Annotated in this window: 26 protein-coding genes; 20 read left to right on the top strand and 6 right to left on the bottom strand. The window is 42.5% G+C overall.

Annotated features, from left to right (window positions below; genetic code table 11):
- Window positions 1-5 precede the first annotated feature (5 nt).
- Window positions 6-1,142, bottom strand: coding sequence for an ISAs1 family transposase (locus L641_RS0115610; protein ID WP_024602346.1), 1,137 nt, complete (start codon window positions 1,140-1,142; stop codon window positions 6-8).
- Between the two features lie 217 nt (window positions 1,143-1,359).
- Here L641_RS0115610 and L641_RS0115605 point away from each other — a divergent pair, with 217 nt between their 5' ends.
- The 12 genes from L641_RS0115605 (at window position 1,360) to L641_RS0115545 (ending at window position 10,576) form a co-directional block, all read left to right on the top strand.
- Window positions 1,360-2,016: a thermostable hemolysin gene (locus tag L641_RS0115605; RefSeq protein ID WP_024602401.1), complete on the top strand. Its 657-nt coding sequence runs from the start codon at window positions 1,360-1,362 to the stop codon at window positions 2,014-2,016.
- Complete coding sequence (locus L641_RS0115600) at window positions 2,013-3,491, top strand: AMP-binding protein (RefSeq protein ID WP_024602400.1); 1,479 nt, start codon at window positions 2,013-2,015, stop codon at window positions 3,489-3,491. The genes L641_RS0115605 and L641_RS0115600 overlap by 4 nt, the downstream gene beginning before the upstream one ends.
- Window positions 3,484-4,173 (top strand): iron-containing redox enzyme family protein, encoded by a 690-nt coding sequence (locus L641_RS0115595; RefSeq protein ID WP_024602399.1) that lies wholly within the window; start codon window positions 3,484-3,486, stop codon window positions 4,171-4,173. Before L641_RS0115600 ends, L641_RS0115595 begins: the two co-directional genes overlap by 8 nt.
- Window positions 4,170-4,940 carry an SDR family oxidoreductase gene (locus tag L641_RS0115590; protein ID WP_024602398.1) on the top strand — a complete coding sequence of 257 codons (771 nt, stop codon included), beginning with the start codon at window positions 4,170-4,172 and terminating at the stop codon, window positions 4,938-4,940. Before L641_RS0115595 ends, L641_RS0115590 begins: the two co-directional genes overlap by 4 nt.
- 13 nt (window positions 4,941-4,953) lie before the next feature.
- Window positions 4,954-5,601 carry a hypothetical protein gene (locus tag L641_RS0115585; RefSeq protein WP_024602397.1) on the top strand — a complete coding sequence of 216 codons (648 nt, stop codon included), beginning with the start codon at window positions 4,954-4,956 and terminating at the stop codon, window positions 5,599-5,601.
- An 11-nt stretch (window positions 5,602-5,612) separates the two neighbouring features.
- Window positions 5,613-6,281 (top strand): response regulator transcription factor, encoded by a 669-nt coding sequence (locus L641_RS0115580; RefSeq protein ID WP_008110743.1) that lies wholly within the window; start codon window positions 5,613-5,615, stop codon window positions 6,279-6,281.
- On the top strand, window positions 6,268-7,569 hold the full coding sequence (locus tag L641_RS0115575; RefSeq protein ID WP_008110742.1) for an ATP-binding protein: 1,302 nt from the start codon (window positions 6,268-6,270) through the stop codon (window positions 7,567-7,569). Before L641_RS0115580 ends, L641_RS0115575 begins: the two co-directional genes overlap by 14 nt.
- Complete coding sequence (locus L641_RS0115570; RefSeq protein WP_008110741.1) at window positions 7,562-7,915, top strand: cupredoxin domain-containing protein; 354 nt, start codon at window positions 7,562-7,564, stop codon at window positions 7,913-7,915. The genes L641_RS0115575 and L641_RS0115570 overlap by 8 nt, the downstream gene beginning before the upstream one ends.
- Window positions 7,902-8,642: a hypothetical protein gene (locus L641_RS0115565; protein ID WP_008110740.1), complete on the top strand. Its 741-nt coding sequence runs from the start codon at window positions 7,902-7,904 to the stop codon at window positions 8,640-8,642. The genes L641_RS0115570 and L641_RS0115565 overlap by 14 nt, the downstream gene beginning before the upstream one ends.
- 5 nt (window positions 8,643-8,647) lie before the next feature.
- Entirely contained in the window at window positions 8,648-9,346 is a 699-nt protein-coding gene (locus L641_RS0115560) for a hypothetical protein (RefSeq protein WP_238529435.1), read from the top strand.
- 259 nt (window positions 9,347-9,605) lie between these two features.
- Window positions 9,606-9,815, top strand: coding sequence for a cold-shock protein (locus tag L641_RS0115555; protein WP_008467029.1), 210 nt, complete (start codon window positions 9,606-9,608; stop codon window positions 9,813-9,815).
- 203 nt (window positions 9,816-10,018) lie between these two features.
- Window positions 10,019-10,576 (top strand): transporter substrate-binding domain-containing protein, encoded by a 558-nt coding sequence (locus L641_RS0115545; protein ID WP_024602396.1) that lies wholly within the window; start codon window positions 10,019-10,021, stop codon window positions 10,574-10,576.
- On the opposite strand, the gene L641_RS0115540 is transcribed toward L641_RS0115545, so the two are convergent.
- Entirely contained in the window at window positions 10,545-11,822 is a 1,278-nt protein-coding gene (locus L641_RS0115540; RefSeq protein ID WP_000610830.1) for an ISL3 family transposase, read from the bottom strand. The genes L641_RS0115545 and L641_RS0115540 overlap by 32 nt on opposite strands.
- A gap of 12 nt (window positions 11,823-11,834) precedes the next feature.
- Window positions 11,835-12,869, bottom strand: a complete 1,035-nt coding sequence (locus L641_RS0115535) for a permease (RefSeq protein WP_024602395.1) — start codon at window positions 12,867-12,869, stop codon at window positions 11,835-11,837.
- A 111-nt stretch (window positions 12,870-12,980) separates the two neighbouring features.
- On the opposite strand from L641_RS0115535, the gene L641_RS0115530 reads away from it, so the two are divergent.
- Entirely contained in the window at window positions 12,981-13,295 is a 315-nt protein-coding gene (locus L641_RS0115530; RefSeq protein ID WP_008294929.1) for a helix-turn-helix domain-containing protein, read from the top strand.
- 214 nt (window positions 13,296-13,509) lie between these two features.
- Window positions 13,510-13,770, top strand: a complete 261-nt coding sequence (locus L641_RS0115525) for a hypothetical protein (protein ID WP_253944067.1) — start codon at window positions 13,510-13,512, stop codon at window positions 13,768-13,770.
- Between the two features lie 559 nt (window positions 13,771-14,329).
- On the opposite strand, the gene L641_RS0115520 is transcribed toward L641_RS0115525, so the two are convergent.
- Together L641_RS0115520 and udk are read right to left on the bottom strand one after the other, a co-directional pair.
- Window positions 14,330-15,553 carry a NupC/NupG family nucleoside CNT transporter gene (locus tag L641_RS0115520; RefSeq protein WP_013462846.1) on the bottom strand — a complete coding sequence of 408 codons (1,224 nt, stop codon included), beginning with the start codon at window positions 15,551-15,553 and terminating at the stop codon, window positions 14,330-14,332.
- 17 nt (window positions 15,554-15,570) lie between these two features.
- Window positions 15,571-16,200, bottom strand: coding sequence for a uridine kinase (gene udk / locus L641_RS0115515; RefSeq protein WP_013462847.1), 630 nt, complete (start codon window positions 16,198-16,200; stop codon window positions 15,571-15,573).
- Window positions 16,201-16,392: 192 nt separating this feature from the next.
- Here udk and L641_RS0115510 point away from each other — a divergent pair, with 192 nt between their 5' ends.
- The 5 genes from L641_RS0115510 to L641_RS0115485 all read left to right on the top strand — a co-directional run bounded on the left by L641_RS0115510 (window position 16,393) and on the right by L641_RS0115485 (window position 21,229).
- Window positions 16,393-17,610 carry a phosphopentomutase gene (locus tag L641_RS0115510; protein ID WP_024602393.1) on the top strand — a complete coding sequence of 406 codons (1,218 nt, stop codon included), beginning with the start codon at window positions 16,393-16,395 and terminating at the stop codon, window positions 17,608-17,610.
- A 64-nt stretch (window positions 17,611-17,674) separates the two neighbouring features.
- A complete protein-coding gene (deoD, locus tag L641_RS0115505; protein WP_008110728.1) occupies window positions 17,675-18,376 on the top strand; it encodes a purine-nucleoside phosphorylase in 702 nt (233 codons plus the stop codon).
- Between the two features lie 987 nt (window positions 18,377-19,363).
- A complete protein-coding gene (locus L641_RS0115495) occupies window positions 19,364-20,107 on the top strand; it encodes a ferredoxin--NADP reductase (protein ID WP_024602391.1) in 744 nt (247 codons plus the stop codon).
- A 90-nt stretch (window positions 20,108-20,197) separates the two neighbouring features.
- The gene (locus tag L641_RS0115490) at window positions 20,198-20,899 is read left to right on the top strand and encodes a nuclear transport factor 2 family protein (RefSeq protein ID WP_024602390.1); all 702 of its coding nucleotides are present in this window, start codon (window positions 20,198-20,200) and stop codon (window positions 20,897-20,899) included.
- Window positions 20,900-20,908: 9 nt separating this feature from the next.
- On the top strand, window positions 20,909-21,229 hold the full coding sequence (locus tag L641_RS0115485; protein ID WP_008467890.1) for a hypothetical protein: 321 nt from the start codon (window positions 20,909-20,911) through the stop codon (window positions 21,227-21,229).
- 199 nt (window positions 21,230-21,428) lie between these two features.
- On the opposite strand, the gene L641_RS0115480 is transcribed toward L641_RS0115485, so the two are convergent.
- A complete protein-coding gene (locus L641_RS0115480) occupies window positions 21,429-22,313 on the bottom strand; it encodes a tetratricopeptide repeat protein (RefSeq protein ID WP_008467888.1) in 885 nt (294 codons plus the stop codon).
- A gap of 920 nt (window positions 22,314-23,233) precedes the next feature.
- Here L641_RS0115480 and katG point away from each other — a divergent pair.
- Entirely contained in the window at window positions 23,234-25,414 is a 2,181-nt protein-coding gene (gene katG, locus L641_RS0115475) for a catalase/peroxidase HPI (protein ID WP_024602389.1), read from the top strand.
- The last annotated feature ends 230 nt before the right edge of the window (window positions 25,415-25,644 follow it).

Raw genomic sequence — 25,644 nt, 5'->3', positions numbered from 1 at the left:
CACGGCTAGCGCATTTTAATCCCAGATTCTAACAGGGTTGAGCGATAATCATCGTCTAGCCCTGCCATTTTCTTTTTTCTCGCCATACTGGCTGTTTTAGTTGTATCTTGTTTAAATAACGCCATGGCTATTTTTCTCATTACGTTAAAAACAAGGGGTCCTTGCTTCTTACGGATTCTTGATTCATCTTCCCTAAAGTTCATATCCAACATCCAATGCATACTTTCAACCTGCCAGTGGCTTCGTACCGCATTAAGTGCTTGCTCCGCACCTAACGCTAACGAACTAATATACCAACGCGTTTCTATCGTGTCTGTACCTGATGATTTATCGTGAACCTCAGCGGTTACTTGAATAACACTCTTTAAGCCAGACCATTGGTAGATTTTATCTAACCAGCTTTTATCAATAAGCAATTGCTGACAAACCCTTGTTTCAATGCGCCCATGCCCTGAGCTTATTTCGGTATGTTTATCATAGTTGCTATTGGTCAATCCTTCGCGCTCACTCTTGTGCCACCAAGCTTCTAATTCACTCTGCATACCTGAATGGTTACCTTTGAGCGCTAGGATATAATCAGCTTTTTGTTTAATTATTTGTTTCGCTATTTCTTGCTGGCAGCCCATAGCATCAAGTGTAATGATGCTATTTTCAATATCTAGCATGGTGAGTAACTCAGGTATGGCTGTGATTTCATTTGTTTTGCTATCAACGGCTGTTTGCCCTAAAACTAACTGGTGTTGGCAGCTCCATGCACTGACGGTATGTAAAGCACTTTTTCTATCTTTGGTTGTAAATGAACGACGTGCAGTTTTTCCATCCATAGCAATAATATCAGCACCCGTGGTTTCAATAAGTGAAGATATCCAAGATTGAAATGCATGCTCTATTTCATCTGATTTTAACCGACAAATGACACGGGCTATGGTGTCGTGTCTTGGAATACCCGCGTTGAAAGCGCCATATCTTTTTAACCAATCAAGTTTTAGATGCCCAAAGTCTTCAATATCCTCCCATCCTTGTGCACCGGAGATTACTGCACTAATGGCTAAAAGGAGAATATCGATAAGCTCATGCTTTTTACAGCGTTCAATGCGAGGATCGGTAATTGAATTAAAGTGTTTCAGAAAAGTAGCGCTCATATTTTACGTGACCAAGGTGATTATTATGTCTTGATCTGATCACTACATATTCTATAAGTTCAATTTATAATGATCTTGCCGTGCAAAAGAAACGGGCCGAAATAAAACCGTGATAGCCAGTCTAAATTAAATTTTTTAAAAAATTAATTTACCTTAAGTTTTATTTAAGTTTCGCCTATTAAATTCTATCTATAGATTTAATACAGGCGATGCTTTTATGCAACTAGCTCAACAACAACAGTCATCATCAGCACTTTTTCAGTCGTTCACACAGTTTGTGAGCGCCAGAGAATGTGATGAACACCGTCAGCGCCTTGAAGATACAGTAAAACAAGGCTTTTTAGCTGCGTACAATGCCAGCCTAACTTCATTTATGCCATTACTCTGTCAGTATAAAATTCAGCAAGGGCATTGCACATTAGGGCTTAGAAACGCCACTTCTCCTTTATTTATTGAACAATATTTAGCAGCGCCCATTGAGCAGTTTTTACCAATGGGCACACAGCGCAGTAAAGTGTTTGAGTTAGGTAATCTTTATTCAATACACAGAAAAGCCACGTTATCGCATTTTATTATTGTTAATGAAGCTTTAAGAGCTATTGGTGCTACTAATTTGGTTTTTTGTGCCACCAAACATGTACGCGCTTTATTGCGTTTATTAGGGGTAACGTGTAATGAAATTGCATTGGCTAACAGCAGTGTTGTTGAGCAACCAAAAAGCTGGGGAAGTTACTACGCGAACCAGCCTACAGTATGCATTGTTAATTTAGAGCAAGCATATCTACAAGTACTTAATACGCCAATGCTACTTGATATTAAAAAACAAAATACACATGGCATTACGGCATTAATCAATGCGCTGGAGGCGGTATGAGTATATTAAATAGCTTAAATGACTTAGCTACTCAGCCGGCGGTAGTTGCGCATTTTGCGAATCAAACACAACAGTTCACAGGCACTGAGCTGCTTCAAGAAATTAATAAAGTAGCGGAAATTTTTGCAAATTCAGATGCTGATGCAATTGCATTTCAACTTGATAACACACCTGCATGGTTGGTACTTGATGCTGCGACCAGCGTTGCTAATAAAGTGGCTATACCGATTGCCCATTTTTTTAGTCAACAACAAACGCAATATGTGTTGGCACAGTGTGGTGCACAGCTATTTATAAGTGATATGCCAAGGCTTTCTTTGGGTGCGCATACATTGTCTATTACTTTGTTTGATCATTACATCTTATATATTTATCGGCTCAACGTTAAAGAACCGATTAGCTACTTTGAGGGCACGCAAAAAATCACTTTTACGTCAGGCTCTACAGGCGAGCCTAAAGGGGTGTGTTTATCAACTCAAAGCCAAATGCAAGTTGCACAATCGTTATGTGAGCAAATAGGTATAAGTAAACCAACTCACTTATGTTTACTGCCATTACCTGTATTACTGGAAAATATTGCAGGTATTTATGCACCATTATTAAGTGGCGGTTGTGTACATTTAATGCCGTTAAACGAATTGGGTTTTGTTGGTTCAGGGTTAAAAAATCCTGAAAAACTAATTAGGGCAATTGATAGTGTAAAACCTAACACCCTTATTTTAGTGCCTGAGTTATTAACGTGTTTAATTGCGTTTGCAAAACAAGGTTGGCAGCCGCCAAAGTCATTACAGTTTATTGCAGTTGGCGGAGCGCTTGTGAGTGATGCTTTAATTGCCACCGCCAGAGAGCTTAATTTACCTGTTTATCAGGGGTATGGATTATCAGAGGCGGCATCTGTCGTAAGTTTAAATACGCCCAAAAATGATGATTTAAAGAGTGCCGGCACTGTACTGCCGCACATACAAACCAAAATCGAAAAAGGCCAGTTGTACATAAAGGATGAGCTATTTTTAGGGTATTTAAATCAAGCGCCGCATAACCCAAATAACTGGTATGCAACAGGCGATTTAGTGACCCAGCATGGCAATAAGCTCTTCATAAAAGGGCGACTTAAAAATCTGATTATTACCAGCATGGGCCGTAATGTCAGTGCTGAATGGCCTGAGTCATTAATATTGAGCCAAAGCGCGATTATACAAGCCGTTGTTTTTGGTGAAGGCAAACCTTTTTTAACTGCGATTATTTATGCAATCCCTGAGTTGAGTGATCAACAACTCAGTGAGCATATGAAATTTATAAATCAACAGTTACCCGATTATGCACAAGTTAAAAAGTGGCATCGGTTAGCTCAGCCTTTAAGTGTTCAGCAAGGGCTACTAACGACCAATAATCGTCCTAAGCGCCAGGCTATTATCCAGCAATTTAACCTTATTTTTGAACAATTTTACCGACTTGGAGAAGTGATCCATGACTGATTTTTTTAATACATTAAAAGCACAAACTCAAAACGAGCGTGAGTACTTATTAGCTGCGCCAATTATACAGCGCGTTTTTAAAGGCCAAGCATCACTTGAAGAGTATGCGTCATTTTTAGCGCAAGCCTACCATCATGTAAAACACACTGTGCCATTAATGATGTCGTTAGGTGCCCGTTTAACCGACGAACAAGAATGGTTACGTGAAGCCGTAGCCGAATACATTGAAGAGGAAATTGGCCACCAAGAATGGGTGCTTAACGATATTGCCGCGTGTGGTTTTGATAAAGAAAGTGTGCGCCATAGTCAGCCACAATTTGCTACCGAAATGATGGTCTCGTATGCCTATGACAGTATCGCTCGTAAAAATCCATTAAGCTTTTTTGGCATGGTTCATGTACTCGAAGGGACTTCAATTGCACTGGCTGATGGCGCAGCTTCAAATATTGCTGATGCAGTTGCTTTACCTAAAAAAGCATTTAGCTATTTAACCTCTCATGGTGCGCTTGATATAGAGCACGTAAAGTTTTTTGAAAACTTGATGAACAAAATTACTAATGAGGCCGATCAGCAAGCTATTTTACATGGCGCAAAATGTTTTTATCGTTTGTACGGTGATATTTTCCGCGCTTTAGATGACGAGCCGTTCTTTAAAGTATCAGCGCAAGAGCAACACGCATGAATACCGGCTTATGTGTGTTAACAGGAGCCACAGGGGGGATTGGCCAAGCGATTGCCAAAACACTGCACGCACAAGGTTGGCAATTACTATTAGTAGGGCGTAATGGCGATGCGCTAAATGCGCTAAGTAGCCAGTGCCCAGGTAGTATGACTTTTGTGGGAGATTTAACCGTTGCAGAAAACATGCTGGCATTGGCAATTAAAGCCAAAAAATTGGGCGGTGCTAAATTACTTATAAACAATGCAGGCATTAATGTTATGCAAAGCTTAAGTAGTTGTAGTAGTGAACAAATTGATAATCTACTGAGCACTAATTTAGCCGTGCCGATGAAACTATGCCAACTGTTTTTAGAGCAGCTGCAAGCGAATAGAGGCACCATAGTTAATGTTGGGTCGTCTTTTGGCAGCATAGGTTACCCATATCAAACACTTTATTGTGCCAGTAAATTTGGTTTGCGTGGTTTTAGCGAAGCATTATCACGAGAGCTTTCAGACACTGGCGTTAGAGTTACTTATTTAGCACCTAGAGCAACTGATACTGACATTAATGATGCTCAAACGCGGGCAATGAACAAAGCGCTTGGTAATCAAATGGACTCTCCGCAGTTGGTGGCTGATGAGTTAGTTGCGTTATTAAACTCAAATAAAACCAGACGATTTATTGGTTTTCCTGAGAAACTTTTTGCACGTATCAATGGCGTTTTTCCACGTATTGTAGATAACGCAATTGCTAAACAACTCCCTAAAATAAAACAGTTTTTAGGTTAATAGAGGATTTATTATGAAAAAATTTACTTTAGCAGCTTATTTAAGCATTGTTAGTGTGTTTTCATCGCCGGTATTTGCAGATGAACAAAGCGACTTACTCGCTATTCAACAGCAGTGGGCGGTCGCTAATTATGAGCTTAAAGATGACGCACAAATCAAAGCCTTTACTCAACTGAGTGAGCAAAGTGCTCAATTTATCGAAAACTATCCTAATTCAGCAAATAGCTATACATGGAACGGCATTGTGCTGGCCAGTTTTGCTGGTGCAAAAGGTGGTTTAGGGGCGCTCGGTTATGCTAAAGATGCAAAGGCGTCATTAGAACAAGCCCTTAAAATAGACGACAGTGCTTTAGGGGGCTCAGCGTATGCAAGCCTTGCAACCTTATACAGTAAAGTACCGGGGTGGCCTATTGGTTTTGGTGATGATGACACCGCCGACAAGTTTTTTAAGCAAGCGCTCGCTTTTAACAAAAAAGGCATTGATACTAACTACTTGTATAGTGAGTTTTTATATGACGAACGTGAATATGAGCAAGCTAAAGCCCATTTGTTAGTTGCGCAAGCAGCAGGTATTCGTGATACTCGTGCTAAAGCTGATAAATATCGTCAACAAGCAATTAGCTCTTTATTGGCTAAAGTAGATAAAAAACTAAAGAGATAGCAAAATAAACAATGCATTTATTATTAGTTGAAGATGATCATCTTGTGGCGCAAGGGCTTTGCCGCTCATTGCGCCAAGAAGGCTACAGTGTAGAGCATAGCGCAACGGTTAAGCATGCATTGCAATGCTTAGGCAGTGGTGAAATAGAGTTGGTTATACTTGACCTAGGTTTACCCGATGGTGATGGTTCACAAATTTTAAAGCACATAAAAGCGCAAAAAAAAGTGATTCCGGTGGTTATACTAACTGCACGAAGTAGCATAGATGACAAGGTGCAAGGGCTTGACATGGGCGCTGATGATTATTTAGCTAAGCCATTTGAACCAGCCGAGTTATTTGCTCGCTTGCGTGTGGCGAGCCGGCGAGTAAATCAAACTCAGTCAAGTTTATTACACTGTGGTGAAGTGACCATGGATACGTCAGCGCATAGTGTCACACTCAGCGATGAGCTGCTTTCTCTGCCACGAAAAGAATACATGCTGCTAAAGGCACTATTGGAAAACCAAGGTCGCGTGCAATCTAAACAGCAGTTAGAAAATAAACTCTATCAATGGGGTGAAGAGGTTGGCTCTAACACCATTGAAGTACATATTCATCACTTAAGAAAAAAATTCCCTAGCGATTTTATTAAAACTCTCCGCGGTATTGGCTACGTAGTAGGAAAAAATGTCAATTCGTAAACGGCTGACGCTTATTTTACTGTCAATGATGGTATTAACCTGCTTTTTAGCCTTAGTTAAAGGCTATCAAAAAAGCATGAGCCATGGTGAGCAGTTACTCGATAGCGAGCTAAAAGTAGTGGCAGGCGTTTTGATGCAACAGCCTTTATCGAGTAATGCTATGGCGCCTAAAACCCATGAAAGCTCGCAGTTGTTGTACCAAATTTGGCAAGCAGGTGAACTACTGAGCGGCTCTGATGAGCTGAATCTTGATTTGAGCCACTATCAAGCAGGTTTTCAAACGCTAAATATTGCAGGTCAGCGCATGCGAGTGTTTGTGTTTAAAACCTCTTTGCGCACGGTGATCGTTGTCGAGCCAATAGCTAAACGATTTGAACTCGCTGAAGCAGTTATTTTGTCGGCCATGCTACCTATGCTCTGGGCGGTTCCTTTACTTGCTTTGTTTATCAGCTTTTTTGTGAAGTACGCATTAGCCCCATTAACACGCTTATCAAGGCAACTAGCACAGCGCCAAGCAAATGACTTTACTGCTATTAATTGGCAGGTAACCGATGAAGAAATAAAACCGGTGATCAGCCGTTTGAACGACTTATTTAAACGCGTAGAAACCGCCTATTTACGAGAACGCTTTTTTGCCTCTGATGCGGCACATGAGTTACGCACTCCTTTGAGTAGCTTAAAAATAAATGTGCATAATCTTGCGGCGCAGCAAGGTGATAACCAAGAGTTACAAGCCATGACTCAAGGTATTAATCGACTCACCAATATCGTAGAGCAAATGTTGATCCTCGGACGCACTCAGCCAGAGCAGTGGCAAAAGCAATTTAAAGAACAGTCATTATTGGGCATTAGCCAAGCCGTGGTTAGCCAGTTATATGATAAATTGGCGGCTAAAAATCATTCCATCAGCCTTGATGGGGATGACTTTATTATTAATGGTGATGAATTTACCTTAGTGACGTTGATTTCAAATTTACTCAGTAACGCCATTAAGTACACGCCAGCAAATGGACAAATAAAAATAACCCTAAATCAAACGCACAGGCAGCGTATTTGGCAAATAGAAGACAGTGGCCCAGGTATGACGGATGAGCAAAAAAAACGAGTATTTAATCGCTTTTATCGCGTTGGCGGCGATCAACATCCTTCAGGTGAGCAGGGAGCTGGCTTGGGCATGGCAATAGTTCAGCATATTATCGCTATTTATAACGCCCAGATTAATTTAACGGATAGCGCTTTGGGCGGCTTAAAGGTGCAGGTGGTTTTTGCAGGAGCTAAATGTGATTAAACGACTTATTAGCCCTTACTTATATTGCTGCATATTTTTGTCATTTAATGTTGTTAGCAAAGAGTATTTAGTTGTACTTAAAGATCATTTGTTTTACCCCGCAGAAATCGTCGTGCCAGCTAATAAAAAGGTACGCTTGTTAATCGAAAATCAAGATAGTACGCCTGAAGAATTCGACAGCTTTGATCTCAACCGAGAGAAAGTGCTTTACCCTAATCGCAAAAGCGTGATTTATATTGGGCCATTAACACCTGGCCGCTATGAATTTTTTGGTGAGTTTTCGCCAAATACTGCGCGCGGTGCTGTTATTGTCACTGATAAGGAGCAACCCAATGCTAATAACTAGTTTAGTGATGAGCCTCAATCAGTTACTGCCAGTCGCCATTTTACTTATTTTGCTGCAAGTGATTGCCAAGCAAAGTTTGCTACGGTTGCTGGGTATGCTTGGTTTAGGTATAGGCTTAACATTTTTATTTGTAAAAAGCGCCCCGATTATTAGTCCTTGGTTCGATTACCAAGGTTTAGAATATACTCAGATTGGCTTGTGTATTTTAATTTTTTTCAGTGCACTGCACTACGCCGTTAAACGAGCAACAGCTGCTTTTATTATCGCAATTATGAGTGTGATGACGCTTTATTTGAGTCATTACATAATTTATTTAATTGGATTTTGGCAAAGCAACGAAGCGGCACAAAGCTTATTTATTGGCACTTTTTTAGGGCTTGGAATATGCAGTAGTTTTAGTGTGTTGCTGTACTTTTTATTGAGTGCCATTAAACAGCGTTTCGGACTTTCCCCTATTTTACTTTTACTAGCACTAAATAGTGCAGCAAAACTAGTGGTAGCACTGGATTTAGCCAGTCAAATTGATGTGATAGCAACCACCGCAACGGTTTGGGATTTACGTGCTATTTTAACCGAAAATTCAGAGTTTGGGCGTATGTTGCGTGCGTTTATTGGTTATGAGGCCACACCTAATTTAACCAGTGTTTTAAGTTATATCCTAAGCAGCGTGGTCTTTTTATCTGTTTGTTATTTTATTCCTAAATCAATGGCTAAGGAACAATCATGAAGGCAATGAAGTTATTTGCAGGTGCTATGTTAATTGGTTTATTGATACCCACATACGCGCACGCCGACGGAATGGTGGTGGATAAAGTATATCACCCGTACGTTTTACCGTTTGAACGCGAGGTCGAATGGCGATTCGTATCGCACCAAACTGACAGCGGCAATATTTTAGCGCAGCGTTTAGGGTTGGGCGGGGCAATTAACGATACCATGGCACTAGAAGGTTATTTAGTGGGTGAGCGAGACGACAACGGCGACTTTGGCTTACAAGCATATGAATTGGAGCTTAGATGGCAACTAATAGAACAAGGCCGATTATGGGCCGATTGGGGCGCTTTGTTTGAACTAGAAAAACAACACACCAAAGATGTTTTTGAAGCCACAACGGGATTTGTAGTTGAAAAAGAGATAGATCGCGCCAGTTTAACGCTTAATGCCTTTTTAGTGTACGAGTGGGGGCAAGACATAGAAAACGAGTGGGAAAGTGAGTTTAGAGCGCAGTATCGTTACCGCTATCGTGCTGCATTTCAACCTGCGATTGAAATGTATTTAGGGGAAGACTTTGTGGGTATTGGTCCAGGGTTTATTGGTTTACACCGCTTTGATGGGCAAAAACAATTAAAGTGGGAAGCCGGTTTTATTACTGAAATCAGCCAGTCAGAGAAGAATCATAGCTTTAGAATGGCGTTAGAGTTTGAGTTTTAAGCTGCTTAAACAAGTACTTAATGTATAAAGTGGGTTACGAGCGTTATTTTATTAATTAAATTGCATAAAAGGTTGACTTGTCACTGTAACTCTATATAGTAGGCCGCAGCTAGAAAGAAAGCATGTAATTTATAAATCTCCATTTCGTTGTTGTATAAGTAATACTTGTAGTACCGTCCTGAAGTTTTTAAGTACCATCTCATTTTTTGCTACACCGCCCACTAGGGCACAATTTAATTTTTATATCAGGAATAATACTATGTCTAACATCGTATCAGGTACAGTTAAGTGGTTCAACGAGTCTAAAGGTTTTGGTTTCATCGAGCAAGAAAATGGTCCAGACGTTTTCGCACATTTCTCAGCAATCAAAAGCGAAGGTTTCAAAACTTTAGCTGAAGGCCAACGTGTAGAGTTCACTCTTTCACAAGGTCAAAAAGGTCCTCAAGCTGATAACATCACAGCTCTATAATTTTACTTTTTAAGTAAAATGAAAAAAAGCGCTTAAGGCGCTTTTTTTGTGCCCAAAATTTAAGAATATTACACCACCGCTTTAACATTCCCGTCATTTTATTTCTATTTAAGTCATCTGCTATTTTAACATTACAGACAGCGTTATAAATTAATAGTCTCTACGAGTTTTCTAGGTTAAAGTTATTACTTAAATCATAGGGGGTGTGTATCTATAAATTTATACTATTAGCTTTTGCGCTGTTATTTAGCCAAAAAATTCAGGCTGCTGAGCCTAAACTGGTTATTTATACCGAAAGTTTTCCTCCGTATAACTTTCAAGATGGCACTGGCCAATTGGTGGGTATCAATCATGACATAGTAAAAGATACCTGTGCCCGTGCAGCGCTAGAGTGCGAGTTTATAATGCTACCTTGGAAGCGTGCTTACCACTTAGTGCAAAGTAACCCGCAGTCAGCCATTTTTTCTTTGGCAAAAACGCAAGAGCGAGAGCCTCTTTTTAAATGGGTTGGACCCTTGGTGTCAAATCAAACCTATTTTTATAAATTAAAAACCAGTGAACATATTGTCATGGACGATATCACCCAAGCTAAAAACTACTCGCTAGGCATAGTACGAGGCGATATTTATGAAATGCTGGTGCGTCGACTTGGGTTTGTAGCTGATAAAAACGGGTATACGGATTTAATGGTTGATGGGGCACCTTTACCCCACCAACCTGATACCATTATCAGATGGTTGATAGATCGACTCCGTAGTTGAGTTCCTCTGCGAAGTCCGGCAGTCCGTAACCGATGGTTTTCTTGTAGAAAGGAGAGACCTTCGCAGTCGGTGCCTTCTTCTTGTGCTTCGTGGTGTAGAGCATTCGTGCCCGCATCACCTCGAAGGAGTAACCGCGCCCTTCACGGTTCTTGTCCTTGGCCAGTCGGTTGATGGACTCCGTGTAAGCGTTGGTGACGGGCATGTCCGTCTCGAAGTAGGTCATGGTCTCTTCGCGCCAGTTTCCCACTGCCCTGACCAGATCGCTCCAGACTTCCTTTTGGCCCTTCGGGATGGTGGCTATCCACTCGTCCAGGGCGGCTTCTGCCTGGAGCCGTGTGGTGGCGTCCCAGATGCCGTAGAAGCGCTCCTTGTGCTCGTAGGCGGCCAGCAGTTGCGGGAACGCGCCTGTCCAGGTCTCCATGATGAGGCGCTCCCGGTCTGAGACTTCGTGAGCGCGTTTCAGCAGGATTTTCCGGTCTCCCTTGAGAGTCCGGCTCTGGGACGGTTTCAGCTCCTTTCTGAGGCCCTTGCGCACTCTCTCTAGGGCATCGTTGGCCATGCGCACCACATGGAACTTATCGACCACGATACGGGCCTGGGGCAGCACAGCCTTGACCGCTGCCCGGTAGGGGTTCCACATGTCCATGCTGACGATCTCGACCTTCTGCCGGTCTTTCAGCTTCATCAGGTAGTTGGTCACCACGTCCTGGCGGCGGGTGGCCAGCAGGTCGAGCAGGGTTCGCTCCTCAATGTTGGTCAGAATGCAGCGGTAGCGCTTGTTCAGGTATAGCTCGTCAATGCCCAGGATGCGGGGCGTCTCGAAGCGGTGCCAGCGCCCCAGGAACTCGGCGCGGGCGTTGAAGATGTCGCGCACCGTCTTCTCGTCCAGGCCGGTCTGTGCCGCCACAAAGGTGTAGGGGTGGTTGAAGGATTCCTTCTCCACGTACTCATGCAGCCGCAGTGTCATACGGAATCCGTCCACCATCTCTGGTAGCTGGGGCCTGAATGTTGTCTTGCAGGCCCGGCAGGTGTATCGGCGGCGGACCACCCAGAGAGTGACCCGCTTGCCGTGGATGGGCAGATCACGATAGGGAACGTCACGCTTGCCGAACCGTACGAACTCACCCTGCACGCCGCACCCCTCGCAGGCTACTGGTGTAGGTGCTTCAAGCCGAAAATGTATGTCTTCATTCTGCTCATCAGAATCCACCAACTGGTACCCAGGAAGGCTTAACGAATTAATCATCTCCCGCCTTGATCAGAAAAACAGGTAGGTGGCGTAACCGGCAATCATCGCCATAGCAAAAATGACTGCTAAAAACGCCGCTAAAAGCTTCAGCGTGAACAAAGAGCGCAACAGAATGAGCTCAGTCAGGCTGGCTCCGGCACTGCCGATGATCAACGCTAGCACCGTCCCGGCACCCACGCCTTTGGCCATCAGAGCCGCTGCCAGAGGTATGACGGCTTCAGCGCGAATATACAACGGCACGCCGATGACAGCGGCAACTGGAATGGCAAAGGGATTATCTGGGCCTGCATACTGCTCCAATAAGTCAGTGGGCATGAAACCATAGACCACGCTGCCAATCGCAATACCGATGAGCAGGTAAGGCAACACATCGATAAAGTCCGACCAAGCTTCCCGCCACACACCACTGTACTTCCCTTCTTTCTTAACCGTGACAGTGGGTTGACTGTCACAGCATTCGCTAGACGTAGAGACTGTTGTCTTCCTATCAGCCCCGCAAGAAGCCGTCTTCGGAGTGGTGTCGCAGCTGTTGGTGCCGCAACTCGATGCGGTCGATGTAGCACTGCACGGGCTTGCTGATGAACTACATCCACTGCTCTCTTGTGTCGCCGTCCGGCGCACATAACGCTCGAAGCCAAGCGTGTGAAGCAGCCATCCGGCACCTACCGCGACCACCAAAGCGGCGAGCACATAGATAGCAGTAAGTGTCCATCCAAACGTGGCAACCAGCAGGCCGACGACGATAGGATTCAGCAACGGAGATGAGAAAAGAAACACCATCATCGGCCCAAAACCGGCCCGTGCCCGAATCAACCCTTTCAACATGGGGATAGTCGAGCAACTACAGAAGGGCGTTATAGCTCCTAAACCAGCAGCAAGAAAATAGCCTCGCTTCCCACTGGAAGTCAGTAACGCTTCCACCTTGGATGGTGGGATGTGACGTTGAAGAACTCCGACCAGCAAGCTAATGCCAATGAATAAAACCGATAGCTCGATAGCGAGAAAGGCGAACATGCCTAGAGCGTCTTGGAGTTGAGGTGACATTCAATATTACTCCTATATTTCTAGTTTTATCGAAATGATGTACGCAGCCTACTTGCGTTTATCCGACCTGTCAACTATAATTCTAGAAACATCGAATTATTGGGGCGTGCTATGGATCACGAAAAGGTTGCAGCCAGCTTAGCTGAGCTAGGGAATAGTCACCGACTGTCCGTGTTCCGCTTTCTGGTCAAAGCTGGCCATGATGGGGCTTCGGTCGGAGATATCCAGAAGGGGCTGGGTATTCCTGCTTCGACGCTATCACATCACCTTGCGCGCATGGCCAAGGTAGGGCTGATCCGGCAGGAGAAACATAGCCGCACGATTGTCTGTATATCCGAGTATGGGCACCTAGAGAATTTGATCGGTTTCTTACAAGAGGAATGTTGTGCAGGTGTTCGGATTGCGCATGAACCAGAACCGCTTTGACGCTTGCCCAGCTCTCGCTGTCCTCCCTAGTCAGCATCGCTATGAAGACTCAGGCGAAGGTGGAAACAGAAAATTGGCAGTAGAGTAGGCTGAAGAGGATCAATCAGATAATCCGCTGAGAAAGATTTTCTTCTTTACATCTTTGGCATTTTATCAACCAGAAATTCCGGATACCCATAAAAACTTATTGCTATTTAGTGAAGCAGACTCATTTATGCGTCTGTTTTTTAAAAAACGTATCGATTTAATTATTGGATCTGACTTTACCATAGGCCACCAAACTGAACCATTTGGCTATTCAAGGGATGACGTAGTAAAGCTTAAACAAATTCATGTGGATGAGCTTAAAGGCAACTATATTGGCTTTAACAAAGCCGCTTCACCTGTGGTAGTAAAACGCTTTAATCAAGCACTTGAGCAGCTTAAGGCTGAGTCTGGCTATGAAGCTTACATTAAACGTTATGTAAAAAATTAAGCGTTTAGACCATAAGCACAGAAAAGCTCAAAAAGTTTCCACTTAATAATGCCTATATTACCTCTTCACAGCCTTCATTCTTGTTAACTTCGCTACCTTTTATACTCTCAAGTGCCTTGTAAAGGGCTAATAAGTAAATGCTCCTACAGCTACACAGTTGTTCATATTTTTTAGTAATACCAATTCGCTTAATTAAGTGGTCTATTTTGAGGCTGGAAAAACGAGTTGATAGCTAGGCAAAAAATTCGCTATTTAGTTGTTCTAAATGAGAATTTTTTAACACAGGTAGCGACACGTTTAGCCCCGCAAAATGATTAAGTATTATTGCGGATTGGTATAAGTGCAATGATGGCTTTTGATGGCGTAAAGAGTGCGTGAATGAAAGCTTTGCTAGGGAATTTTTAGGTATGAATTGCTGAGGATTTAGAAAGTAGAGGCTATAAAAACGATAAAAGGGCCTTGCGGCCCTTGGTGAAGTATCGTTCAAGTCAGATAGTGCTTTAACCCCTTAAAGCGCTATCCTATTGTTTTGCAACAGTTGGATCGTCTCATTAAGTTTCTAAGCTAGCGAGAGGAAAAACCCAGCAATTGCTGCGCTCATAAGGTTAGCCATAGATCCTGCTAACACTGCTCTGAGCCCTAAGCGTGCGATATCCTTTCGCCGACTAGGCGCCATACCGCCTAATCCACCTAGTAAAATGGCTATCGATGATAAGTTAGCAAAGCCACACAAGGCAAAGGTAACAATTGCTTGTGTATGCGCACTCAACGTATCGCGATAATTTATAAAGTCTAAGTAAGCAACAAACTCATTTACTACTAACTTTTGACCAATAAAGCTGCCGGCTAAAATTGCCTCATTCCACGGTACACCTAATAACCATGCAACAGGGGCAAATAAGTAACCTAAAATTTCTTGTAGCGTTAATGTAGGGTAATCAAACAACCCACCAATACCGCCTAATAAACCGTTTAATAACGCAATCAGTGCAACAAATGCTAAAAGCATGGCACCTACGTTTAATGCTAAGTGCATACCGTTTGCTGCGCCTGATGCTGCTGCGTCAATAACATTAACCGGTTTATCGTCGCCTAAATCTATATCGGCTAAATCATCTTTAGGTGTTTCTGTCTCTGGCACTATCATTTTTGCCATTAAGAAACCACCTGGTGCTGCCATAAAACTGGCTGCAATTAAATATTTAAGGTCTACACCAATAATTACGTAACCGGCCATTACAGAGCCTGCTACGGTGGCCAAACCACCTACCATTACGGCAAATAACTCAGATTTGGTCATTGTCGCAATAAACGGTTTAACAATGAGTGGCGCTTCAGTTTGGCCAACAAAAATATTTGCGGTGGCTGAAAGCGACTCGGTGCGAGAGGTTTTCAATAATTTTTGTAAACCACCGCCTAAAATTTTAATTATCCAATCCATAATGCCTAAGTGGTATAACACAGCAACAAGTGCTGAGAAAAACACAATCACTGGCAATACTTGAATGGCAAAAATAAACCCAAGTGTATCTTGCGATGCTAATGGGCCAAATAAAAAGCCAATTCCATCGTTGGCATACCCAATAACCGATGAAACGGCGCGAGACATACTCGCTAATACATTTTTGCCTGCTTCAAAAAACAGTACAAAACCGCCGATAATGACTTGCATTAAAAATGCGATACCCACGGTTCTTAGTTTTATTGCTTTGCGATCAGTTGAGGCCGCAAAAGCGATGCCTAGTAGCACTAGCATGCCTACTAAGCTCATAAATGTTGTCATACAAACGTTTCCCGTTGTTATTCTTGTAAAATGTACTTTATTTTACTTTTTATAATATCAATCGCAACGCGATTCATACCGCCTCGAGTCACAACTAAGTCAGCGTTATGCTTTGAAGGCTCAATAAATTGATAAAACATCGGTCTAACAGTTGCTTGATATTGCTCAACAACAGATTGTAATGTTCTGCCTCTTTGTTCCATGTCGCGTTGCATTCGGCGCATTAAACAAATATCCAATGGCGTATCTATAAACACCTTGATATCAAATTCTTTATTAAGCGCTTTATCACTCAGTAATAAAATACCTTCTACAATGAGTATTTTAGCCGAAGCCACACGGCGCGTTTTATCGCTACGTGTATGCTGAGCATAATCATAAGTTGGTACTTCAACAGAGTGGCCATTACGAAGTTGCGTTAAATGCTCAAGCAATAGCTCGTGTTCAAATGCATCAGGATGGTCGTAATTCGTTTGCGTACGATGTGCCATCGGCAAATGCGATTGATCCTTGTAATAAGCATCTTCTTCAATAATGGCGATAGCGCCTGGTTCAAGCTCATTTACCAATTCATTGTAAATAGTTTGGCTAAATAGAGATTTGCCGGACGCCGATGCGCCTGCAATAGCTATAATAGTTCGTGTCACTAAAGTTCTCACCCACACAGAAGGATATATTGTTGGTAGATCACAATAGCAAAAAAGACACGATTAATCTCTTTTGCTTCGCTTAAGAGTGCAAATTTATAATGTTTAGGTTTTATGAAACAGGACTTATGTCCTGTACGGAAAATTCGAAGAGCAGATAAAGTAACCACCTAGAACAGATGTGAGGTCACAATGGCAAGAGCAATTATCTTAATGGCGGATAGTTTAGGAATTGGCGCAGCACCCGATGCAGATAAATTTGGTGATGTTGGTGCTAATACATTCGCACATTTACTCAAGGCATATTATGACGAGACTGGCAGTAAGCTTTCGCTTCCTAACCTTTCAAAATTAGGGTTAGTGGATGCATGTGAAGCCGCTGGTAAAGAACCCTGTTTAGTTGCTGAGCGGCATGAACCACAAGGTGCATGGGGTTACGCAAAAGAGCTTTCAAGCGGTAAAGACACGCCATCGGGTCATTGGGAAATGGCAGGCGTGCCAGTGTTATTTGATTGGGGTTACTTCCCTAAAACACAGCCGAGTTTCCCACAAGAATTTGTAGACGAGTTTATTGCTCGCACAGGTATTCCGGGCATTTTAGGCAATTGCCATGCCTCAGGAACCACGATTTTAGAGCAGCTAGGTGAAGAGCACGTAAAAACAGGTAAACCAATCTGTTACACCTCAGCTGACAGTGTGTTTCAAATAGCCGCGCATGAAGAATCATTCGGCCTAGAGAAGCTTTATCAAGTTTGCGAAATCGCACGGGCGCTGCTTGATGAAATGAATATAGGGCGAGTGATTGCGCGGCCATTTTTGGGTTCTAATAATCAAGATTTTGCCAGAACAGGTAATCGTCGTGATTATTCAGTATTACCGCCATCGCCAACATTGCTTGATGTACTTGCAAAAGACGGTGGCGAAGTTATCAGTATTGGTAAAATTTCAGATATTTATGCGCATCAAGGCATTACCCAAAAGCATAAAGCGCCAGGGTTAATTAACTTGCTAGAAAAAACCAGCGAAGTGGTGGCGACTGCGCCGGATCACAGTTTGATTTTTACCAATTTAGTTGATTTTGATGAAAAGTTTGGTCACCGCCGAAATCCTGTTGGCTATGCGAAAGCGCTCAAAGAGTTTGATGATTACTTACCCACTATTTTAGCGCAATTAAAGCCGGATGATTTATTAATGATCACCGCCGATCATGGCTGTGACCCGACCTTTCCAGGGTCAGAGCACACTCGTGAATATGTGCCAGTTATTGCTTATCAGCCAGGAATGAACAACACGCCACTGGGTGAACGCAATAGCTTTGCCGATATTGGCCAAACGCTTGCGCAATGGTTTAACCTTAAAGCGTTAGAATATGGTGATGGCTTTATTGATAAGCTGAACACAGTTAAATAACTTAGAAATACGCTCGCTATTTTAAAGTAATAGGGCTTTTAGCCAAACAAAAGGAAAACAATCAATGAGTACTCCGCATATCAGTGCAAACGTAGGTGATTTTGCCGAAACAGTATTAATGCCAGGCGATCCGCTACGCGCACAATATATTGCTGAAAACTTTTTAGATGATGCAGTGCAAGTAACTGGCGTACGTAACATGTACGGCTTTACTGGAACTTACAAAGGTAAGCCAGTGAGCATTATGGGTTCAGGCATGGGCATTCCTTCAATGTCAATTTATGCTCGTGAGCTTATTGTTAGTTTTGGTGTTAAAAATATTATTCGTATAGGTACCTGTGGTGGTATTGGTAGCGATATTAAAATTCGCGACGTAATTTTTGCACAAGGTGCAAGCACTGATTCTAACGTGAACCGTGCCCGTGTTCGTGGTACTGACTTTGCAGCGATTGCTAACTTTGATTTACTTTTAAACGGCGTTAATGCGGCTAAAGATTTAGGCATTGATGCAAAAGTAGGTAACGTATTTACTACCGATACTTTCTATCAAGCTGATGACACTTTCTACAAAGACCTAGACAAACTAGGTGTACTCGCTGTTGATATGGAAACAGCTGGCTTATACGGCGTAGCAGCAGAATACGGCGCAAAAGCAATGGCATTATTTACCGTCAGTGATCATGTAATCACCGGCGAAGCAACACCTGCAGATGAGCGTCAAACCACGTTCAACGAAATGGTTAAAATTGCCCTAGAGTCTATCTAGTCTTAAACAATTCCTTGGTAACGTATTCACTAAGTTTTGGAGACACGCCCAAAGTGAAGTGAGACTAAACCCCCAAAGCCGCATTTTATGCGGCTTTTTTTATGCCTCAAATTTAGGTGTGAGATTCGGGCCTCGGGGTGCGAGCCACGGCTTTCGAGCTACGGGCTTTAGGTTTCAGGTTCTAGGTTAAAGGTCAAAGGTTTTAGCAGTAGCTCGCAGCTCGTCACTCGAAGCCCGTTGTCTTCTCTTTGTTCAAACAGTTTTAGTGAATTTTGCACAAAGAGGGCGAAGAGACGCTGCGCTTTTAGAGGAAGAAAAACCTAAATATTGATCTGTAGCAGCGATTTTATATCGTGTCAGATATGTATTTACCACCGAGAACACTGAGTTTACAGATAAATGCTTAAAAAATACCAATCTACCTCTGTGTAGCGCAAAGCGCCTCGGAACCCTCTGTGGTGAAAAATTGTTTTTAGCAGTAAGTGCCTTTCGGAGCAGCGATTTTATATCGCGTCAGGTCTAGGATATTAAACACAAATACGCGAGGTAAACTCCCGCCTACTGATATGGTTAACTTCTGAATTTACTGTAGGCGGAGCTTTATGCCGCGCAAGGTCATTATTCACAAAGAGGACAAAGAGACGCTGCGCTAAAAGAGTAGATTAAAGGTCTCAGGTTTTAGCACTAGCTCGTTGCTCGATACTCGTCACTCGTCACTCGAAGCTCGCTGCCTTCTCATTTATTTCCCTGTCAGTATTTATAACTTAATGCTAATGTTTAAGTTATAAAACTTGCTTTTAAAATGAACCACTTTAAAGTTTTAGCTGATAGCTGATAGCTGATAGCTGATAGCTGATAGCTGATAGCTGATAGCTGATAGCTGATAGCTGATAGCTGATAGCTGATAGCTGATAGCTGATAGCTGATAGCTGATAGCTGATAGCTGATAGCTGATAGCTAAAACACGTTTTACACTCTGGAGTAATTATGTCTAATTGGATTGATGCCACAGTAAAGTCAGTTAAATGGTGGAATGAATCGTTATTTAGCTTAACGGTTAACGCCGATGTAGAACCGTTTAAAGCAGGGCAATTTACAAAGCTCTCTGTTATGGACGGTGAAAAACGCATTGCTCGGGCTTACTCGTATGTTAACGCACCAGATGATCCAAATTTAGAATTTTATTTAATTAATGTAGTCGATGGCCAATTGTCATCTCATTTAGCACAACTTACCCCAGGTGACACCGTACTAATAGAACGACGTGCTAGCGGTTTTTTTATCCTTGACGAAGTGCCAGCGAGTGAACAGCTTTGGATGCTTAGCACCGGCACCGCTATTGGCCCGTTTTTATCTATATTGCAGCAAAGTGAGGTATGGCAAAAATACAAACATATCAACTTAGTGCATGGGGCGCGCCTAAATAGCGATTTAAGCTATCAGGAGCTAATTAATAAGTTATTAAAGGCTCATCCTGGGCAGCTTAATTATGTGCCGGTAGTTAGCCGTGAGGAGCCTTTACAAGGTTTAGCTGGGCGAATAACCACAGTGATAGAAAATAACGCGCTATCTGAACATGTGGGGCTGTGTGCTACTCCCAATAATGCGCAGTTTATGTTGTGTGGTAATCCGCAAATGGTTAAAGATACCAGTGAGTTATTAGTGGCTCAAAACTATAAGCGTAATCGTCGAAAAGAGCCGGGGCATATTACGGTTGAGCAGTATTGGTAATGAGCTATAACGCTATAATAACTATCTCATGAGGGTAAAATTTGCTATGTTGCGCTTTAATTGCATTTTGTCTTTGTACTTAGGAAAACCATGAAACCTTCATTCATCATATATGCGTGTTTATTCGCCGCTTTCACATTAAACTGTCATGCCATAGAGCAATCGGCATCATCAAACAATGCTGAACTGACACAGCCAGAAAAAGTACAGTCGCAACAAGATGCACTTGATACGTTAACTCAAGAGGCTAACATACCTAAACAACCCGATATAAAGAAAGTGACTGCAGATGATTCTAAAGTACTTGGCAGCGAATCAACGAAGCCGGTTGAACAGCCTAAAAGTAAAGTAGATAAAGCACAAGCGGTCGTCGAGGCTGAGCAAGCAGTAACGCAAGCAAAAGACGCACTTACAGCAAGGCAACAAGCCAAAGCAAAACAGTCTCGTGAGTCACTTGCTGTTATAGAGCAATTAGTTAAAGCTTACAACGCGCGTAACATTGAAGAATTTATTCGTATGTATGATGAAGATGTTGAGTTTTATATTTTCCCGAATGAGCTATTATTTAAAGGTAAAGAAAAATTAATTGCGCGTTATGGCATTATGTTTAAAAAGCTAAAGTGTCTTCACTCATCACCTATTAAGCGTATTGTGCATGGTGACATTGTGATTGACCATGAGCTATCAGAAACCTGCTCTAACGATCCGAACGTGATAGATAAACGTTCAGAGCTTATTTCAAGCTATCAAATTAAAGATGGCAAAGTGGTTAGGGTATTATTTTTTAGGTAATTATTAATTATGCAGCTAAGTGACGAGAAAAAAATTCGTGTAATGTATCGTGTAGAGCCCGGCTGTTTAGGTCCTGAGGGCGCAGACCACATTGAAGACTTTTGTCGCTTTGCGAACAAGCATATTAAGTCGCCTTATTATGCGCAGTTATTATTTTTACCTCGATACGATAAGCAAAAAGATGAGCGGCAATACAGCGTTAAAAACCGCAACTTATCTCAAGTGCAGGCTAAAGCGTATTTAAATCATTTTGAAATCAACATAGAAGACTTTGAAGAGCAGCTCGACGAGCTGCTTACTAAGTCAATAGACTTATACTTTAAACGCTAAGCTCTATTGACCTTTGTAGATTGATATTTATTTAATCTAGAGGCAGTTTAATTGCGGCGCGAGCTTCTAACCTAGTGGGGTCGATAACTGCGCCTAAGTTATTCTACTGGCTTACATCCTTGTAATAATAAGTAAAAACTGAGCAAAACTTTCGCGTTCTGCTCACGCTTTTTACCACCCTCCCTGTAGGCTACGAAGTTTAGGCTTCGTTTGAAACTATCGCATTAAAGCTGTCGTTATCATGCAGACTGGCAAAGGCACTTTCATGAAGTAGCTCATTTCGTAAGTTGGGTGAGTATTCAAGCGACATTTTTATATCGGCTAGGGCATCTGCATGCTCATGCGTTAAAGCATACGCACAGGCGCGCTGCCAGTATGCGTAACCATAGTCGCTATCTATATCAATTGCTTGATTACAAAGCTCAATAGCTTGCTCAGTCTCATTTAATTCTAGTAAAGCATCCGCTTTGTAGGCAATGGCTTCTACATCTTCTGGTTTACGTTTTAAAATTTCATCGAATATTTCAATTTTATTCGCAATATCACTTTCAAGGTTGGCTCGCATCCATAACGAATGAACTTCATTAGTGATTGATATGCGTTCTTGGTTACTGAGTATTTCTTCAGAGCGTACTCGCAGTTTTTCTTCTAATATTTTCAAGCGATCTTCATACTCATCAGTAATAACACTCACTCGGGTGTTTACTATATCTTCTACTTTGTTCTTTACATCACGTAACGAGTTCCAGCCCACTAATACCAAAATAGACGCGGTGGCGGTAATTATAAAAAATACATTATTAATGGTATCTGTGGTGTAGGTAAGCGCCCGATCGGCGGTGTCTAACTGTGCATGCGTAACTTGTTTGGTCACGTCTTCACGCAGTTTTTGTTGATCTTGGCGAACCGACTTTAATTCGTCGAGAATATAACGTTCAAGTAATGGTTTGTACAAAGGGGCTTCTAGCTGTGCTAATTCACGCTGTTGTTGCTCGTTGAGTGCTGCGGTGTTTTTATCAGCAGCTTGCACCGCAGATGAAAAAACACCAATAAATACAATAAATAGTAAAAAATAAAAACGCATTGATATGCCTAGTTAAAAAATTAATTAATCGCTTTGTTAACTTTAACATGCGCACATCATTGGTACTAGGGTGAGTATAGGGAAGCTGGCATTAACTTGAGTAGCAGTAATTACAGGCAAAAAAAATCCAGCCCAAGTTGGGCTGGAAAAAACTACATCAACATATCAAGGGAACAATAGGAGATAGGTGCTATTGTAAGTTTGCCTACCTGAATTTTTACTTAACTAAATTCAAATAGATAAAAATAAAAAAGAAGTAAAGGTGCATAAGTAACTTATACACCTTTTATAACTATAATTTCATGGCGAAGGGGGGTATTCCACTGTGCACTTAAGAAAACCTAAGTCACTTTCAAACCCTTCACCGTACATTACGTGGCTATTTTTAATAACGATCATCTATTTTATAAAAAGTTTTAATATTTATTTACGCTAAGCACAAACATTGGCAGCATCATCATATTTATAAATGAGAGTAATCGTTTTAAAGCATTACTTTGCCCTAGCGTATCAAAGCAGCTACACGTATATTGAATAAGTAGAGACCATACACGTCATTAGGGTCTGTTGACCTTTTAAGGTTAAATTTGCAGTAGTCTGTTTGGTATTTAGGCAAGGCAGAGCCTATGTGGTGTGGTTATTCCCCATAAATAGGCGATAACGCAGCATCAATTCCAAACAGGCGCTGCCCGAAGGGTTCTGCCCAGGGGCGATTTACTCTTTGTTGCTCGGTTTTGACTTAGCCCACTAGGTTACAAACCTCGCGCCGCGATTAAACCGCCCCTAGTTTGAACGAATTTTAATCCACAAAGGTCAACAGACCCTAATATAATGGCAAAAAAATAACAGCGCTCCCAATTGGTGAATACCAAAAGCAGTAAGCATGGGCGTTTTTATTTATACTTAAAAAGGAGCTCAATATGGATAATCATAAAGCGGGTAAATGCCCAGTTATGCACGGCAGTAATACTACAACCGAAAACACCAATACAGATTGGTGGCCAAACTCACTTAATTTAGACATTCTTCATCAGCACGATAGCAAAACCAGCCCCTACGACAGCGACTTTAATTACGCCGACGCTTTTAATTCACTCGACCTAGAAGCACTTAAAACCGATTTAAAAGATTTAATGACTCAAAGCCAACCTTGGTGGCCAGCTGATTGGGGGCACTATGGAGGCCTGATGATCCGTATGGCATGGCACTCTGCGGGCTCGTACCGTTTAGCTGATGGTCGAGGCGGTGGTGGTACCGGTAATCAACGTTTTGCACCACTTAATTCGTGGCCAGATAATGCCAACCTAGATAAAGCGCGCCGTTTATTATGGCCAATTAAAAAGAAATATGGCAACAAGCTTTCATGGGCCGATTTAATTATTTTAGCCGGTAATATGGCGTACGAATCAATGGGATTAAAAACCTTTGGTTTTGCCGGTGGCCGTGAAGATATTTGGCATCCAGAAAAAGACGTTTATTGGGGCGCAGAAAAAGAATGGCTTGCGCCAAGTGATGAGCGATATACCCAAGTTGATAAACCCGATACCATGGAAAACCCATTAGCGGCAGTGCAAATGGGTTTAATTTACGTAAACCCAGAAGGGGTAAATGGTAAACCCGATCCGCTTAAAACCGCAGAACAAGTGCGCGAAACCTTTGCGCGTATGGCAATGAACGACGAAGAAACCGCAGCGCTAACGGTCGGTGGCCATACAGTAGGTAAAACGCATGGTAACGGCAAAGAAGAAAACTTAGGCCCAGAGCCAGAAGCCGCCGATGTGCACGAGCAAGGCCTTGGCTGGAATAACCATAAAACCCGTGGCATTGGCCGCGATACCATGACCTCAGGTATTGAAGGCGCATGGACAACCCACCCAACTAAATGGGACAACGGCTACTGTAAACTGCTGCTTAATTACGAGTGGGAGCTAACCAAAAGCCCTGCAGGGGCTCATCAGTGGGAGCCGGTTAATATTAAAGAAGAAGACAAACCCGTTGATGTGGAAGACCCATCGATTCGTTTAAACCCAATAATGACCGATGCCGACATGGCAATGAAGCTCGACCCAGCTTACCGTAAAATTATTGAGCGTTTTAATGACGATTTTGAGTACTTTACTGACGTATTTGCCCGCGCATGGTTTAAGTTAACCCACCGTGATTTAGGGCCAAAATCACGTTATTTGGGCGCCGATGTACCCAGTGAAGATTTAATTTGGCAAGATCCTATTCCTGCAGTTGATTACACCCTAAGCGACGCTGAAATAACCGAGTTAAAAGCGAAGCTACTTAATTGTGGATTAAGTGAAACCGACTTAATTAATACCGCATGGGATAGCGCACGTACTTATAGAGGCTCCGATCACCGTGGTGGTGCAAATGGCGCCCGTATTCGCCTAGCTCCGCAAAATAGCTGGCAAGGTAACGAACCAGAGCGTTTAGCCAAGGTACTTAGCGCACTTGAAACACTGCAAGCGAGTTTAACTAAGCCTGTAAGTATGGCCGATTTAATTGTGCTCGGCGGCACCGCTGCAGTAGAGCAAGCGGCTAAACAGGCAGGGGTTAATATAACCGTACCATTTGCCCCAGGGCGTGGCGATGCAACTGATGATATGACCGACGCAGAGTCATTCGAGCCATTAGAACCAATTCATGACGGTTTTAGAAATTGGCTGAAAAAAGACTATGCCGTATCAGCCGAGGAGCTATTACTAGAGCGCAGCCAATTGATGGGGCTAACAGCACCAGAAATGAGCGTATTACTAGGCGGTATGCGCGTACTAGGCACTAACTATGGCAATAGTGAACATGGTGTATTTACCGACAAGGTAGGCGTACTGAGTAACGACTTTTTTGTTAATTTAACCGACATGAACAACCGCTGGGAACCTGCAGCTAAAGGCGAGTACAACATAGTTGACCGCGCTAGTGGTAAAACTAAGTACACGGCTACGCGGGTTGATTTAGTGTTTGGTTCAAACTCAATACTCCGTGCACTGGCAGAGTTTTATGCTCAAGACGATAACAAAACTCGTTTTGTACACGACTTTGTCGCCGCATGGGTAAAAGTGATGAACGCCGACCGGTTTGATATTAAATAAACCTAAGTAAAATTTAAAAAGGAGCAGCAATGCTCCTTTTTTATATTATTTAGGTTAAAGGTTAAAGGTTAAAGGTCACGAGCTGCGGGCTGCGAGGTGCGAGTAAAATGCAGTGTCTATAAAATCGCTGCTGCAGGATAGTAGTTGGCTTTTTTATTTCCTCTAAAAGCGCAGCGCCTTTTAATCTCTGTGGTGCATAAATAACTTAAAACCTATTTGCACAAAGAGCA

The sequence above is a fragment of the Pseudoalteromonas sp. TB41 genome, from assembly GCF_000497975.1.
In the GTDB taxonomy this organism is placed as follows: domain Bacteria; phylum Pseudomonadota; class Gammaproteobacteria; order Enterobacterales; family Alteromonadaceae; genus Pseudoalteromonas; species Pseudoalteromonas tetraodonis.
This window is presented reverse-complemented; position numbering and strand designations above follow the sequence as displayed.